At 33.9% G+C, this 16,521-nt stretch carries 15 protein-coding genes; 2 read left to right on the top strand and 13 right to left on the bottom strand.

From position 1 onward, the window contains the following. Positions 1-64: 64 nt before the first annotated feature. The 11 genes from mnmG to yfmF all read right to left on the bottom strand — a co-directional run bounded on the left by mnmG (position 65) and on the right by yfmF (position 11,826). Positions 65-1,963, bottom strand: a complete 1,899-nt coding sequence (gene mnmG / locus STRMA_RS07375) for a tRNA uridine-5-carboxymethylaminomethyl(34) synthesis enzyme MnmG (protein ID WP_003081220.1) — start codon at positions 1,961-1,963, stop codon at positions 65-67. Between the two features lie 171 nt (positions 1,964-2,134). Beyond that, a complete protein-coding gene (gene mnmA, locus STRMA_RS07380; protein ID WP_003078479.1) occupies positions 2,135-3,256 on the bottom strand; it encodes a tRNA 2-thiouridine(34) synthase MnmA in 1,122 nt (373 codons plus the stop codon). A 198-nt stretch (positions 3,257-3,454) separates the two neighbouring features. After that, a complete protein-coding gene (locus STRMA_RS07385) occupies positions 3,455-4,054 on the bottom strand; it encodes a transglycosylase SLT domain-containing protein (RefSeq protein ID WP_003078513.1) in 600 nt (199 codons plus the stop codon). 157 nt (positions 4,055-4,211) lie between these two features. Beyond that, positions 4,212-5,042: an aggregation-promoting factor gene (apf, locus tag STRMA_RS07390; RefSeq protein ID WP_003080809.1), complete on the bottom strand. Its 831-nt coding sequence runs from the start codon at positions 5,040-5,042 to the stop codon at positions 4,212-4,214. A gap of 127 nt (positions 5,043-5,169) precedes the next feature. Continuing rightward, positions 5,170-5,967, bottom strand: a complete 798-nt coding sequence (locus STRMA_RS07395; protein WP_003080157.1) for an energy-coupling factor transporter transmembrane component T family protein — start codon at positions 5,965-5,967, stop codon at positions 5,170-5,172. After that, on the bottom strand, positions 5,960-6,802 hold the full coding sequence (locus STRMA_RS07400; RefSeq protein WP_003082334.1) for an energy-coupling factor transporter ATPase: 843 nt from the start codon (positions 6,800-6,802) through the stop codon (positions 5,960-5,962). The genes STRMA_RS07395 and STRMA_RS07400 overlap by 8 nt, the downstream gene beginning before the upstream one ends. Then, positions 6,778-7,620: an energy-coupling factor ABC transporter ATP-binding protein gene (locus tag STRMA_RS07405; protein ID WP_003081194.1), complete on the bottom strand. Its 843-nt coding sequence runs from the start codon at positions 7,618-7,620 to the stop codon at positions 6,778-6,780. The genes STRMA_RS07400 and STRMA_RS07405 overlap by 25 nt, the downstream gene beginning before the upstream one ends. 3 nt (positions 7,621-7,623) lie before the next feature. Further along, positions 7,624-8,166 (bottom strand): CDP-diacylglycerol--glycerol-3-phosphate 3-phosphatidyltransferase, encoded by a 543-nt coding sequence (gene pgsA, locus STRMA_RS07410; RefSeq protein WP_003079419.1) that lies wholly within the window; start codon positions 8,164-8,166, stop codon positions 7,624-7,626. 13 nt (positions 8,167-8,179) lie between these two features. Beyond that, positions 8,180-9,202: a helix-turn-helix domain-containing protein gene (locus STRMA_RS07415; protein WP_003081725.1), complete on the bottom strand. Its 1,023-nt coding sequence runs from the start codon at positions 9,200-9,202 to the stop codon at positions 8,180-8,182. Positions 9,203-9,281: 79 nt separating this feature from the next. Next, positions 9,282-10,577, bottom strand: coding sequence for an EF-P 5-aminopentanol modification-associated protein YfmH (gene yfmH / locus STRMA_RS07420; protein WP_003081614.1), 1,296 nt, complete (start codon positions 10,575-10,577; stop codon positions 9,282-9,284). Position 10,578: 1 nt separating this feature from the next. Beyond that, positions 10,579-11,826: an EF-P 5-aminopentanol modification-associated protein YfmF gene (yfmF, locus tag STRMA_RS07425; RefSeq protein WP_003080446.1), complete on the bottom strand. Its 1,248-nt coding sequence runs from the start codon at positions 11,824-11,826 to the stop codon at positions 10,579-10,581. Positions 11,827-11,997: 171 nt separating this feature from the next. Between yfmF and yaaA the strand changes: the two genes are divergently transcribed. Then, on the top strand, positions 11,998-12,354 hold the full coding sequence (yaaA, locus tag STRMA_RS07430; protein ID WP_003082107.1) for a S4 domain-containing protein YaaA: 357 nt from the start codon (positions 11,998-12,000) through the stop codon (positions 12,352-12,354). A gap of 2 nt (positions 12,355-12,356) precedes the next feature. Beyond that, on the top strand, positions 12,357-13,442 hold the full coding sequence (gene recF / locus STRMA_RS07435; protein ID WP_003082156.1) for a DNA replication/repair protein RecF: 1,086 nt from the start codon (positions 12,357-12,359) through the stop codon (positions 13,440-13,442). Between the two features lie 359 nt (positions 13,443-13,801). Here the strand turns inward: recF and guaB are convergent, their stop codons facing one another. Beyond that, positions 13,802-15,283, bottom strand: coding sequence for an IMP dehydrogenase (gene guaB / locus STRMA_RS07440; protein ID WP_003080756.1), 1,482 nt, complete (start codon positions 15,281-15,283; stop codon positions 13,802-13,804). A gap of 168 nt (positions 15,284-15,451) precedes the next feature. Beyond that, complete coding sequence (gene trpS / locus STRMA_RS07445) at positions 15,452-16,474, bottom strand: tryptophan--tRNA ligase (protein WP_003079823.1); 1,023 nt, start codon at positions 16,472-16,474, stop codon at positions 15,452-15,454. Positions 16,475-16,521: the final 47 nt, after the last annotated feature.

A 16,521-nucleotide genomic window follows, 5' to 3' on the forward strand; every position in this document is an offset into this window, starting at 1 on the left:
AGCCCTAATTATAACACAAATACTTTATAAAATATAGAGGCGGAACTATGTTTAACTTTAATGTTTATCTAGCATTATGAGATTTATTTCGTCCTTCTAAGTAGACCATTAAAATTGAAATATCTGCTGGATTAACTCCAGAAATACGACTAGCCTGACCAATTGTCTCAGGATTGATCTTTTTAAATTTTTGGCGCGCCTCAGTCGCAATCGAATCAATGTTATCCCAGTTGATATTTTTAGGAATTCGCTTTTCCTCCATTCGTTTCATTTTCGCCACCTGATCCAGCGCTTTTTTGATATAACCCTCGTATTTAATTTCAGTTTCCAAAAGTTCAATGACTTTAGCATCTAAAGTTTCAGCAGCAGGACCAATAAATTGAATAACATCAGCATAAGTGACTTCTGGGCGGCGCATAAATTCTTTTGCAGTAACAGCATCTGTTAAAGGCTTAAAACCCAGCTTTTTCACTTTCTCGTTGGTTTCTTTCACTGGTTTTAATTTTAAAGAATTTAAGCGGTTTAATTCATTTTCAAACTGAGCTTTTTTTGCTTTAAATTGACAATAGCGTTCATCATCTACCAAACCAATTTGATAACCTAATTCAGTTAGGCGTCTATCTGCATTATCGTGACGTAAAATGAGCCGATATTCTGCACGGGAAGTTAACAGCCTATAAGGTTCAAGGGTCCCTTTTGTTACCAAATCATCAATCATAACACCAATATAAGCATCACTGCGTTTAAGAATCAACTCTGGCTTACCCTGAATTTTCAGAGCTGCATTAATGCCTGCAATGATCCCTTGACCTGCAGCTTCCTCATAACCTGATGTTCCATTAGTTTGGCCTGCTGTGAAAAGTCCAGATATTTTCTTTGTTTCTAAAGTTGCTCTCAGCTGATGCGGTAAAACAATATCATACTCAATAGCGTATCCAGTACGCATCATTTCAGCCTTCTCGAGCCCTTTAATAGAATGAACTAAGTCCTTTTGGACATCCTCAGGCAGACTTGTAGACAAACCTTGAATGTAAACTTCCTCAGTATCCCGCCCTTCAGGTTCTAAAAACAACTGATGACGTTCTTTATCTGCAAAACGAACAATTTTGTCTTCAATAGAAGGACAATATCTCGGGCCAACCCCTTGAACAATACCTGAAAACATAGGTGCTCTATAAAGATTTTTATTAATAATATCATGACTATTTTGGTTTGTATAAGTTAACCAGCACGGGATTTGATCTTTAAGATAGTCCTCTTCTTTTGAAGAAAATGAAAAAAGATTAGGTTTTTCATCTCCTGGCTGAATTTCCGTTTCATCATAGCTAATAGAATTCGCTTTAACACGTGGAGGAGTTCCCGTCTTAAAGCGCCCCATTTCAAGTCCAAGATCACGTAAATTATCTGCTAGTGTCACTGAAGCCAGACTATTATTAGGGCCTGAAGAATATTTCAATTCACCTAAAATAATTTCACCGCGCAAAGCTGTACCTGTTGTAACAATAACAACTTTGGCACTGTATTTTTGATTAGTTGCCGTTCTAACTCCAATAACTTTACCTTTTTCAACTAGAATTTCATCAATCATGGTTTGCCGTAAAGTTAAATTCTTTTGACGTTCAACAGTATGTTTCATATTTCGAGCATAAAGGCTTTTATCAGCCTGAGCTCGAAGAGCACGTACAGCAGGGCCCTTTCCTGTATTAAGCATTCTCATTTGGATATAGGATTTATCAATATTTTTACCCATTTCACCACCTAAAGCATCAATCTCACGAACGACAATTCCTTTAGCAGAACCACCAATAGATGGATTGCAAGGCATAAAAGCCAGCATTTCAAGATTAATAGTAGCCAGTAAAGTCTTACAACCCATCCGGCTAGTTGCAAGACTAGCTTCAACACCAGCATGTCCTGCGCCAATTACAATAACATCATAGTTTTCAGTAAATTTGTGTGTCATCTTGTTTCCCCCAAAAAACAAAAATGGTCAAAGCTTTAGAAAGGGTATGGCAAAAACCTACCACCTTCTATGAGCTTTGACCATCATAGTTAGTATCATTAAATATTTTAACAAATTAAATCAATATGTCAAGAATCATAGTTTAGCAGTAAACTTGACAGAATTGTAAACTTATATATATTGACAAACCTTCTTTCCTTGGTAAGCATTGTCAATCAATCCACCACCTAAACATTCATCTCCATCATAGAAAACAACTGCTTGTCCAGGAGTTATAGCCCTTTGAGGTTCAGCAAAAACGACCTCGGCATTGTTTCCATTAACATATACAGTCACTTTTGAATCTGGTTGGCGATAACGAAACTTAGCCGTACATTCAAGTGTAAAAGATTTTGGTACATCTCGTGTAAAGTGTATCATACTTGCTGTCAATCTAGTTGACATAAGAGACTTATGATAGAAACCTTGACCAACATATAAAATATTTTGTGATAAATCTTTTCCAACCACAAACCAAGGTTGATTGTCGCCACCGTGTTGACCACCAATACCAAGTCCTCCGCGCTGACCAATAGTATAATACATCAAACCAGAATGCGGTCCCATATCTTTACCATCTATTGTCAGCATACGCCCTGGTTGAGCTGGTAAATATTGGCTAAGAAAATTCTTAAAGTTCTTTTCTCCAATAAAACAAATACCTGTAGAATCTTTTTTCTTTGCAGTGACAAGTCCTGCTTTTTCAGCTATTTCCCGAACTACTGATTTTTCCAGATGTCCCAAAGGGAACATAACTCTTTTTAACTGCTCTTGGGATAATTGACTTAAAAAATAAGTTTGATCTTTATTAGTGTCAACACCGCGTAACATGTGAACTACTCCATTTTGATCACGCATCACCTGAGCATAATGCCCAGTCGCTACATAATCAGCTCCTAAAGTCATAGCATAGTCAAGAAAAGCTTTAAACTTAATTTCTTTATTACACATAACATCAGGATTAGGGGTACGCCCTGCACGATATTCTGACAGAAAATATTCAAACACACGATCCCAGTATTCTTTTTCAAAGTTAACAGAGTAATAAGGGATATCAATCTGGTCAGCTACTGCAGCAACATCTTTATAATCTTCAGTTGCCGTACAAACACCAAATTCATCTGTATCATCCCAGTTCTTCATAAACACTCCAACAACATCATAGCCTTGATTCTTTAATAAAAGAGCCGTTACAGATGAATCAACGCCTCCGCTCATACCAACAACTACACGTGTTTTAGCGTTATTACACATAACTTTCTCTCCCATCTTTTCGTAGAAATAACGATTTGAAGGTCGTATTTCAATCAAATTTGATTTCAAAAAACGATTTGAAGGTCGATTTTGAAACGCACCAAATGCGCAAAAAGTATTATAACACAAATATGAAGCAATACTCAAACTTTAATTTATCAGTTTTAAAAAATAAAAAAACACCTATAAAAAGTGTTTTTACATCCCCCAAGCAGATAAACCTTGAGATTTATAAGCATTGATTGCTGAATTAACTTGATCTTGCACTGTAGCTGTTGAGCCCCATCCTGGCATAGTTTGAAAAAGACCTGCAGCTCCTGAAGCATTTCTAACATTTGATTGGCCATTAGATTCACGTGCAATAATATATTCCCATGTTGATTGCGAAACTCCAGTAGCTGCTGCCATTTGAGCTGCAGCGGCAGAACCTGTAGCTCCTGCAGAATTTCCGTTAGTTAAGTTTCCATTAGCATTAGCAGCTTGGGCTGTCTGCGAAGCATAAGCAGTTTGATAATTCGCCTGTCCTTGATTTTCTGTTTGCGCTTGAGTAACTTCTGCAACAGATATTGTAGATTCGGCTTCAGAAGGTGCTGCAGTCGTTGCAGGAGAATTGACTTCTTGTGCTTGAGCAGCGTTCTTTTTAGCAAGTACAGATTCTGATTTTTTTATATGAGCCTCTGTATTAACAGATTCTCCCGTAAATAGGCTTACTGCTCCTACTAAAAAAGGTAAAACCAGCACCTGGCCTTTCATCATTTTTTTCTTTTTCATTTTTGTTCTATTAACTCTACTATACATAAAAACTGTTTCCTTTCATAATACCTTTTCTATGATAACCAGAAAACATTACTGCAACTTTATTTTTATATTAAAAATATTACAAAATTATTTTAAGTACATAAAAACACTTAAAAATACTAGCTTTTAAGTGTTTTTAAACAATATGGATAATATTTTAGTACCAACCATTAGCATTCCAAAATGCTTGGGCTGCTGTCCATGAACCATAACGCTTGGCCACATAAGCATTTGCGACACGTTCCTGATTTTCAGCTGAATGATCTCCATTTAAATAGGCATCTGTTAACTGATAACGTCCATAATACTGACCATTTTGAGCGTTATAGTTCCCTCCAGATTCTTTCTGAGAAATAAATTCTTTGGCAGCAGCATCGGAAGCACTTAAGCCATTTGTAGTTGTTTGTTTTGTTTCTGCAACAGATTTAGTTTTAGAAGTTACATTAGCAGCTGAAGCCGTTGCTGCTGGGGCTGCTTTTGCTTTAGTTGTAGTTGCTGAAGGTTCTACAGTTGAAGTAGCCGCACTTGCTTTAGTCGTTGCCACAGCAGATGTACTTGCTTCAGTTGTAGTTGAAGTACTTTCTTGTGCCACTGTAGTTGCATCGGTTGTAGCCGGAACTTCTTCTGAAACGGCTGGAGCTGTTTGATTTGCAGCTGAAGCTTCTTCTGAATTTACTGCATTTTCTGCAGATGTAGTTGAAGTTGTTTCCTTTTCTACTGCTGTGGGCTGTGCCGTTTTAGAATTATCAAGTTCTAAAACTTGATTTTCATAAATCATATGCTTATTATCAATTTTGTTCAATTGCGAAAGTTTTTCAACTGTTGTTCCATGTGTTGCCGCAATTTCTGATAAGGTGTCACCTGATTTTACAGTATAAGTATCAGCATTTGCAACTAATGGTAAAATAAGAGAGGCAGCTGTTGCTATTCCAGCAACTCCTGCTTTTACAGTTTTTGTTTTATTTTCTAACATATCTTTAATTAACATTATTTTAACTCCTTTTAATTAGTGCTTTATCTATCATACTGAACTTATATTACTAAAGTTTTGTTTACCTATTAAAAATATTACATTTAGATTTAAATTTAAAAACCATCTATCTAAATAGATGGTTTTAACGATTTTTTAAAAAGAATAAGAGCAGTCCAAGTATGCAAATGACTATTAATGATAAACTATCCTTATATGTCCATTGTAATTTACGATATTTACTGCGCCCCTCACCTCCTTGATAGCCACGAGCTTCCATTGCAGTCGCCAAAGCGTCTGCCCGTTTAAAACTAGAAGCAAATAAAGGGATAAGAATGGGAATAACTGATTTTATTTTTTGTATTAAACTACCTTCACCAAAATCAACTCCACGTGCTTTTTGAGCATTCATTATTCGAGTTGTATCATCCATCAATGTCGGAACAAAACGTAAACTCAACGATAGCATTAATCCGATTTCATGAACAGGGACTTTCAATGGCTTTAGAGGACGTAACAGTGATTCAACTGCATCTGCCAAACTCAGCGGTGTCGTAGTCAAAGTTAAAAGTGTTGAAAAAATAATGATTAAAACAAAACGCATAAAAATTAAAGCTGCCTGATTTAAGCCACCATTGGTTATCCTAATCATCCATAATTGAAAAACAGTCTGCCCGCTTTGTGTAAAAAGAATTTGGAAAAGGGTCGTAAACAAAATTAAGCCTATCATCGGCCTCAATCCTTTTATAAAAAAGGAAATTTTAATACCTGACAAAAAAATTAAAGACAGAGTAAAAAGAAACGTCAAAAAATTTGTTATGACATTATTAGCCCAAAAAATAATTATAATAAAGAGAAACATCGACAAAAGTTTACTTCTGGGGTCTAATTGATGGATAAAAGAATTTCCAGGAATAAAACGTCCGAGAATAAGATTAGTCATCTCTTACTTCCTCCACAAATTCCTTTAAAGTAATTGGTAAAGATTTAAAAGCAATGCCTCTTTTTCTTAGTTGCGCAGCAAATTCTGTTATTTTAGGAACACCTAAATGTTTACTTCTAAGAAATTCAATATTTTGGAAAATTTTTTTAGGACTGCCCGATTGAATAATACGCCCTTTTTCTAAAACGTATACCCAATCAGCATAATTTGCAACATCATCCATTAAGTGAGTCACTAAGACAATTGTCATACCTTTTTGATGCAATTTCTTAAATAGCGCCATCAACTCTTGACGTCCTTTAGGATCAAGTCCTGCAGTTGGTTCATCTAAAACCAAAGTATTAGGTTCCATAGCCAGTATTCCTGCAATAGCCACGCGCCGCATCTGTCCACCTGATAATTCAAAAGGATTTTTTTCAAACAATGTATCTGAAATACCTACTAATTCTAACTTTTCCCGAGCTAATTTTTCAGATTCTGCTTTTGAAACACCAAAGTTTTGAGGGCCAAATGAAACATCCTTTAATACGGTTTCCTCAAAAAGCTGACTCTCCGGAAATTGAAAAACTAACCCTACATTCTTACGAATACTTTTAATATCTTTGCTTTTAGAATTGGACTGTATAAGCACATCACCAATATGAACTGTTCCTTCACTAGGAATATTAAGACCATTTAACAGTTGCATAATTGTGGATTTTCCACTACCTGTATGTCCAATAAAAGCTGTAAAGCTCTTATCTTTGATCTCCAAATCAATATCAAAAAGGGCACGTCCCTCAAAAGGAGTTCCCGCTTGGTAAGTATAGCTTACTTTTTGGAGAGCAATGTCCATAATCGATTTTCTAATTCCTTTTCTAACAAATAATTTTCATCAAATATAAAATGAGCTTTCTTCAATTCTTTTATAACTGCTGAAGTAAATGGAATATCTAAACCTAAACTTAGCAATTCATCCCCTCTGGAAAATAATTCCTGTGGATTTGAAATGGATTCAACCTGACCCTTTTTCATAACAACAACACGATCACTGAGAGAAACTTCATCAAGATCATGAGTAATAGAAATAACAGTCATTCCATATTGCTCTCTTATCTTTTGAATGGTAGCAATAAGTTCAAAACGTCCTTCAGGATCCAGCATACTGGTAGCTTCATCTAATATAATAATCTTAGGGCGCATAGCTATGGCACCAGCAATTGCCACTCTTTGTTTTTGACCTCCAGATAGTCTAGCAGGTTCCCTTGTTTTAAATTCAAACATGTCAACATGCTGTAAAGCTTCATTGACACGAGCTTTCATTTCAGGAAGTGGGAGGCCTATATTTTCTAAACTAAAGGCAACATCATCTTCTACTGTTGCCCCAACAAACTGATTGTCAGGATTTTGAAAAACCATTCCAATTTTACGGCGGATATCCCAAACATTATTGTCTGTTAATATTTGGCCATCTATGAGAATTTGCCCTGATTCAGCCTCTAAAAGCCCATCCATTAAACGGACAGCTGTGGATTTTCCACTACCATTATGTCCTATAATAGATAGCCACTCTCCACGTTTCACGTGAAACGTGATGTCATTCAGCGTTGGTATTTCCTGATTTTCTTCATAGCGAAAAACAATGTTTCTTAATTCGATAATTCTATCTGCCATTTTTTATTTAAAAGTATCCTTAAAAAGGAAACTAGCTCCCTTAAAATAAATATAACCTGAATAAATGGTGAAGAACAGAGCAATATAAAGTAAGATAGTTCCTATTAATTCAAAATGGCACAGTAATAAAATAATAGAAAACATTTGTGTAACAGTCTTTATTTTGCCAGGCATTGCAGCAGCCAAAACTTCTCCACCCGTTTCGACTAAGAGCAAACGTAATCCAGTTACTGCAAGTTCACGACAAATAATAATAGCAGAAACCCAAGCTGGAACTAAATTTATGCCGACAAGCATTATAAAAGCACTCATAACCAACATCTTATCAGCCAAAGGGTCTGCAAACTTACCAAAATTTGTCACAACTTTCCATTTACGTGCTAAATAACCATCTAAATAATCAGTAAAGCTAGCAACTGCAAAAATAACAGCTGCTGCTATATGCCAAGAGATACTGTTTGTTAAAGAAGTCAAAAGCAGAAAAAGTGGGATCATTAAAATTCTAATAACTGTTAATAAATTAGGAATATTTTCTTTTTTAAGCATTAATCCAATCTCCTTATTGAATAGTCAAATTAATGCTATTTAGACCAGCATTAACAAGATTCGACGTATCTAATTTTTGCCCATTAATTGCGATTTCTGCATTGCTCAGTGAATTAATAGTCAACGTCGAATTAGTGGCACCTTCTGCCAAAGTTGCTGTGTAAGATTTATTATCTGCTGTTAAAGTTGTTTGGGCTTCCCCCTCATTTGTATTAGTCACTGAAAGCCAATTATCTTCAGAACCAGTTAAAGTAACTGTAATTTCTACTTTTCCATTAGCATTTGAAACGGTAACATTATTCCCCCCATTTGCAAAATCTGTTTCTAATTTTGTTTGATTTTGAGCAGTACTTGTTTTGTTATCATTGCTATTGGATGATGACTTTTGGCTTGAACTTCTTTCTGTCTTATGAGAATCTGTTTGTAATTGATTATAGACAACATAACCAACATAGCTAACTATTCCCAAAGCCAAAAGAATAAGCACAAGTAAAGTCCAAGGGAATCCCTTTTGCGGTTCTTTGCCATAACTGTGTCTGCTTAAACGAGAAGGAAGCTTTTCAGATTCTTCAGGAGCAATATCTGCATCTGATTTCTTTCTTTTAGATTCTTTATCACTATTCTTTTCAGATTTATTCGATGTGATTTCCTGAGTAACATCTATGTCAATAGGCAATTCTTGAGTGACATTAAAATATTTATCTGCAACCTTAACTTCTATTTCCTCGGTATTATCATCTTTATCATCAGTTTGTGGTTCTGGAGCAGCATTGTCATTAGGAGCCGGGACAATTAGATCATCGCTTAATTCTTGATTTCTATACCCATGAATAATACTAACGGGATCCAAATCAACAGCTCTGGCATATTGTTCCAGATATTCATTTGTTTTGCCTTCTGGCAGTAATTTTAGCTGATCTAATTCCATTGCTAAGATGTAATGAGGAGCAATTCCTGTCTTTTCGACAACATCATCAAAACTTAGCCTTTTCTCAATACGCGCATCACGTAAAAGTTCACCTATTTTATTATTCATACTACCTACCTCAGTCTCTTGTCAATCTATATTTTTAATATATTATAACATTATAACAAATTTTAAATAGTTTTTCTGACTATTTTGGAAATAGTGTAAAATCAGTTATTTGTGCTTCTTTTAAAATCTCTATTCCAAATTTTTGAATATCCTCTAACTTAATATCTTGTAAAATTCTTAAATAATCAAAATAAGTTTCTTTTTCTGTTAAGTATTCTATAAAACGATTAGATAGTTCATCAATCGAATCTAAACTCCTAATAAAATCACCGTATAACTCATTTTTAACTGTCTGTAAAGATTCTTCTGAAAAGTCTAAACTTTTTTCAAAATTTTTAAAACTTTGTCTAATTTGATTAGACATTGCAATCGGCTCTTTTGTATCCAAAAGAATAACCGCAAATTGAGAAAATATGGATACTTCAGTTTTTATATCAAAAGAATCATCAATCCTACCATCTTCGTACCATTTTTGATAATTTTCTGAAGTCCAGCCAAATAACAGTGAGAAAAATATTTTTACTAATAACTTTCTTTTCAACAAAGAATCTTTATTTTTTTTTCTAGTAAAATCAAAACGAAAACCTATCGCCAACTTAGGAATCGTAACTTCTTTTTGTATAGAACTTGCCGATTCTACAGGAAATAAGTCTAAAGGCAAACGTTCAACACTTAATTTTTCTTCTTGTAGGTTTTGTTTTTGAAAAGCTACAATATCTTTATATACTTTTTTAACTTCAAAATTCCCCGCAACTAACAAAGTCAGATTAGTAGGATGATAAAAACATTGAAAATTTCTTCTTAAATCATCAATAGTAATATGATTAATACTTTCTTTGGTACCAGTAATATCAATGCTTAAAGGAGACTTAGGATAAAGTTTAGCCAAAATTCCTTGATAAAGATAATCGTCAGGATCATCTTGATACATGTCAATCTCTTGAGCTATAATAGCCTTTTCCTTTTGTATTGACATATCTGTAAAGGATGGTTTACTCGTAAAATGCTGCAATAGTTCCAGATTAGCACTTATATGATTTACACTGGAGAAATAGTAAACAGTTCTTTCAAAACTCGTATAAGCATTGCTATCAGCACCTAGTTTTGTAAACTCATAAGAAGCATCCTTGTTTTTTTCCATTTCAAATAATTGATGTTCCAAAAAATGAGCAATACCAGCAGGATAAGTTTCAGTTTTACCATTTACTGTAAACTTTGTGTCAATTGAACCAAAATTGCTGCTGACAAGTGCATACGTCTCTTTAAAATCTGTCTTTGGCAAAAGATAAACCTTTATACCACTGGCCAATTGATTATAATAAAATTCTTCTTCAATTTCTGGAAATTTTCGTCTTTTTAATCTTGTCGATGCCAATCTATTCTCCTTCTAAAAAATAAATTGATTGTAATTTAATCAAGCTAGCAACTCTACTAATATCATCTTTACTAACTTTGTCAATCTTATCAATCCATTGACTAAGAGTTAATGATTTTGCTCCAAAAATCTGTTGATTATACATTACTTCAATAAGACTTTTAGGATTATCTTTAGATAAATGGGCAGAGCTTAGCAACATTCTTTTTGTCTGACTGACTAAATGACTCGAAATTCGACCCAATTTTAAATCACTCATTTGCTTATTAACCAACTGCAATGTCTGTGGACGCTGCTTGCTGTCAATTCCGGCGTAAATATGTAGTAAACCTCTGTAAACATCTAAACGACTGCCAATATTATAAGAAAGGCCTGCTGATTCTCTAATTTCTGTAAACAACTTTGAATGCGGATATCCCCCTAAAATACCATTTAAAATTAATAATGGATAATAATCCTCTTCTCCATAAGCTATAGGCGAATAGTAGCCCAGCTGTAAAATAGACTGCTGATTTTCTTTTCGTTCAATTTTTTCATTTGCAATATTTGAATAACCTTGTCTATAATTAAACTGAAGATTCGTTTGACGATCCACTAAAGGAAATTCTTCAAATAGTTGTAAAGCATGGTATTTATCAAAATCGCCCAATACAAATATATCAATCCTATCTTCTCTTAACATTTTTTGAAATTCTTGATAGGCTGTATAAGAATTCTCAGCTTCAACTAAATCAGCAGAGGCATATTTTGAAAACGGTATCGTTTTTTCTTTAAAAAATAGCTTTTGTAGCTCTAAATAACTATAGTAAAAAGGATCTTCCTTATCTGAATCTAGATATCTCATTAAATTTGTTTTTTCAGTTTCAAAAGTTTTAGTCTGATAATGTTCTACAGCAACAAGAGGGTTAAACAGTACTTCTCTTAAAAAAGCAACTGTTTCTTCTAAAAGAGAGCTACCTTCTGGCAGAAAGGAATCTGAAAGAAACGAAATATCAATATCTATAATGTGAACAAGTCCTTTAGTTGAAATGTTTGTTGACAGTTGAACACCGTATAAATCAGCTAATTTTTTTTTAAAAAGCTGAAAACTTGGGTAAGTATTATTAGATGTTGCTAACATCTGTGCGACTAAAACTCGACGGGCAACCGTCTTACTATTAAATACTCCAGAAAAGCGAAAAGTAATATGATTTGTTTTAAATTTAATCATTTTATTCAAATGTAAATAGACATCTTGTGCTAATTTCATAGTCTTTCCTTTACATGATTATTTCTGTTCATTATATCATTTTATAATGCTTAAAAAAAGAACACCACTGCAACTTTACTCTTAACAATCCAATTTTCTATATTTTTTATCTCTTAGGCACAAGTCCCTTTTTATGCTATAATAAACTAACAAAAAAGAATGAGGAAAAATATGGAATATAAACTTTTTGATGACTATATTACTTTACAAGCATTGCTGAAAAGTTTAAGTCTGATTTCCAGCGGTGGTGCTGTAAAATCTTATTTAGCTCATACTGAGGTCTTTTTAAACGGACAAATTGAAACAAGGCGCGGTAAAAAATTACGTATTGGAGATAACATTACAATTCCAGAAGCAAACGTTGCTATTTCTATCAGCTCACCTACTCCTGAAGAAAAAGAGAAACATCTTATAGCTATTGCTGAAAAAGAAAAGGTTAAGACTATTGTGAAAAAAATGAATAAGGCTAACAAAAAGAACCAAAAAAATAATATTGCAAAAAAACCTATAAAATTTCCTGGCACTTAATTATGTGGATTAAAGAAATTAACTTAAAGAATTACCGTAATTACAATTCAATTGAAACGAATTTCTCTCCCAAATTAAATATTTTTGTTGGCCAAAATGCACAAGGCAAAACAAATTTTTTAGAAGCTATTTATTTTCTTTCTTTAACACGCAGTCACCGGACAAGATCTGATAAAGAGTTAATAAAATTTGGAGAAAAAGAACTAATGGTTTCAGGAGTTATTAACCGCGTTAATGGAAAGATACCACTAGAAATTAATTTATCTGATAAAGGTAGGACAACCAAGGTAAATCACCTTAAACAATCCAAATTATCTGATTACATTGGGACAATGACTGTTGTCCTTTTCGCTCCCGAAGATTTACAACTTGTAAAGGGAGCTCCTAGTCTAAGAAGAAAATTTATTGATATCGATTTAGGGCAAATTAAATCAATATATTTATCTGATCTTTCAAATTATAATCATACTCTTAAACAAAGGAATACTTATTTAAAAACACATAAGAAAATAGATTTTAATTTTCTTTCTGTCCTAGATGAACAATTAGTTAATTATGGCAGCAGAGTTATTGAACATCGTTTGAATTTTATCAATGACTTATCAACAGAAGCCAAAAAGCACCACTTAAAAATTTCAAATCAAACAGAAACATTAAGAGTTTCTTATCTTCCTTCCATCAAATATGATGATCAAAAAAATATTCAAGAGAATTTTTTATCTCAATTACAAAAAAACCATCAGCGTGATATTTTTAAAAAAAGTACAGGAATTGGTCCTCATCGTGATGATTTAGAATTTTTTATCAATGAAATAAATGCTAGTTTTGGAAGTCAAGGACAGCATCGCAGTCTTATCTTATCACTAAAGCTAGCAGAACTTGAACTTATTAAATCAGCTTCTGGTGACTATCCTATTCTCTTATTAGATGATGTCATGAGTGAACTAGATCATTTTAGACAAACGAAACTTTTAGAAAGTATAAGTGAAAATGTTCAAGCCTTTATAACAACAACCAGCCTTGAACATCTTACAAGTCTTCCCAAAGAATTTCAGCTATTCACAATTAAACAGGGGCAAATAGTATAAAATTGACACCAGTTAACATTATTGTCAATATAGTTCACTAAAACGTAAACAATCTGTCAACTTTCATTTATTATAACAAGAAATATAGTTTTAATTTGTAAATAGTACTTTTCCAGAGTTGTAAATATAATAAAAAATAGAGTAAAAGATGTAGTTTCATAAATACCAATTCTAATTTTCCTATTTCAAAATAAGTGACTAAAACCAAAACTATAAAGTAAATCTTATTGTTATTTTAATCATCACTCAAATTGTTTAAACTATCATCTTAAGAGTGATCTAGACTAATCTTATGTAAATAAAAGAAGAGGGTGCGGTTCAATTCACTTTGTCCCACCCCTCTTTTATTTATTAAATTATTATTGAACAGAGTAATTTGGCGCTTCATTGGTAATTTGTACATCATGTGGATGACTTTCAATCAATCCTGCACCTGACATTTCTATAAATTGAGCATTATCATGTAATTCTTGAAGAGTTGCTGCTCCCACATACCCCATGCCTGAGCGAATACCGCCAAGCATTTGAAAAACAATATCAGCAGCAGCACCTTTATAAGCCACACGTCCTTCAATACCTTCAGGAACAAGTTTATTTGCTTCATTAACAGAACCTTGGAAGTAACGGTCACTTGAACCTTTTTTCATAGCTGCAATTGAACCCATACCGCGATAAGTCTTAAATTTACGGCCTTGAAAAATCTCCGTTTCACCAGGTGCTTCATCAGTACCTGCAAACATTGAACCAAGCATAACAGCATTTCCCCCTGCCGCTAAAGCTTTTACAATATCACCTGAATACTTAATGCCTCCATCAGCAATAATGGTTTTATTATATTCACGAGCAACATTTGCAGCATCATATATGGCTGTAATTTGAGGAACACCAACACCTGCAACAACACGTGTTGTACAAATTGATCCTGGACCAATACCCACCTTAACAACATCTACACCAGCATCATAAAGTGCACGCGCTCCTGCAGCCGTTGCAATATTTCCTGCAATTAAAGTTTTGTCTGGGAAATATTGACGAATCTCAGCAATTTTACGAAGTACACCAGCAGAATGGCCATGTGCTGTATCAATAACAATGGCATCAGCTCCAGCTTCAAAAAGAGCTTCAGCACGCTCAAAAGTATCTGACGTTACACCAACAGCACCTGCAACAAGAAGGCGGCCAAATTCATCCTTTGCCGCATTAGGAAATTCAATAACTTTTTCAATATCCTTAATAGTAATAAGTCCTGAAAGACGACCTGCTTCATCAACCAGCGGTAGTTTTTCAATACGATGTTCATGTAAGATACGCTCTGCCGTTGCAAGGTCTGTCCCTACAGGAGCTGTTACTAATTTCTCACTCGTCATGTGTTCGGAAATAGGCGTATTATAATCAGAAATAAAACGCATATCACGATTTGTTATAATACCAACTAATTTTCGATTGTTAAGAGTTTCAACTACAGGAACACCGCTAATACGATAACGCTGCATCAGCTCTTCTGCCTCAGAAATTTTATGTTCTGGTGTTAAAAAGAAAGGATCAATAATAACACCGTTTTCTGAACGTTTTACTTTACGCACCTCTTCTGCCTGCTCTTTAATGGACATATTTTTATGCACAACACCTAAACCACCGGCACGTGCAATGGCAATAGCCATTCTACTATCAGTAACAGTATCCATAGCTGCAGTAATAATTGGAATATTCAATGTCAAATTTTTTGCCAATTTTGTCTGCATATCAACTTCGTTTGGAAGAACATGGCTTTCAGCCGGAATAAGTAATACATCATCAAAAGTATAACCTTTTTTTAAAAATTTAGTGTCCCAATTTGACATTAAAATAATCCTCTTTTCTATACATTTTCGCTTATCAGCTAACTATTGTTATTATAATAACACGCTAAAATCATTTGTCAATAAAATTTAAGGAATTGCATAATCATGATAAAGAAAAGCCAGAGGCATCTATATAAAATTAAGCTCTGGCTTTCATTGTTATTCAATCTAAAAATAATTAATCCCCATAGCTTTCTTTACTTCATCAAGTGTTTCTGAAGCCTTACTGCTAGCTTGTTCGCTACCCTTTTTCAAAATATCAAAAACATAGTCCATATTTTGAGCATATTCTAAACGGCGTTTGCGGATAGGTGCTAATTCACGTTCTAAAATATCAATAAGATAACGTTTTGTTTTAACATCTCCTAAGCCTCCTTTTTGGTAATGCTTTTTCATATTTGCGATTTCTTCTTGTTCTTCTTTATGACCAAAAATATCAAGATAATGAAAAACCATATTACCTTCAATTTGTCCCGGATCTTCAACACGTATATGATTAGGATCTGTATACATGCTCATAACTTTTTTATGAACAGTATCAGCATCATCTGATAGGTAAATACCATTCCCAAGAGATTTAGACATTTTTGCATTGCCATCTAAACCAGGTAAACGGCCAGCAGCTTCATTTTCTGGAAAAATTCCTTCTGGCTCAATTAAAATATCAGTTTTATAAGTATGATTAAAAGAGCGAACAATTTCACGAGTCTGTTCAATCATTGGTTTTTGATCATTACCAACTGGTACTAAATTAGCTTTAAAAGCGGTTATATCAGCAGCTTGAGAAATAGGATAAACTAAAAAGCCTGTAGGAATGCTTTCTCCAAAACTTTTTTGAGATATTTCTGTTTTTACAGTTGGATTACGCTCTAAACGTGCAAGAGAAACTAAATTCATATAATACATAGTCAGTTCAGCCAACTCAGGAATTTGACTTTGTATAAAAATCGTAACCTTTTTAGGATCTAAGCCAACAGCTAGATAATCAAGAGCTACATTAGCAATTGAATCTTTAATCATTTCCGATTCTTTGGCGTGATCCGTCAGAGCTTGCTGATCAGCCAAAAAAACAAACATATCATATTTATCTTCATTTTGTAAAAGTACACGTTTTTTAAGGCTGCCAACATAATGTCCTAAGTGCAGATTTCCCGTTGGTCGATCGCCTGTTAAAATAATAGGTCTAGTCATTTTTACTCTCCTAAAATACAATTATCTAAATTATAACATAATTCTTA

This window comes from Streptococcus macacae NCTC 11558 (assembly GCF_000187995.2).
GTDB lineage: Bacteria > Bacillota > Bacilli > Lactobacillales > Streptococcaceae > Streptococcus > Streptococcus macacae.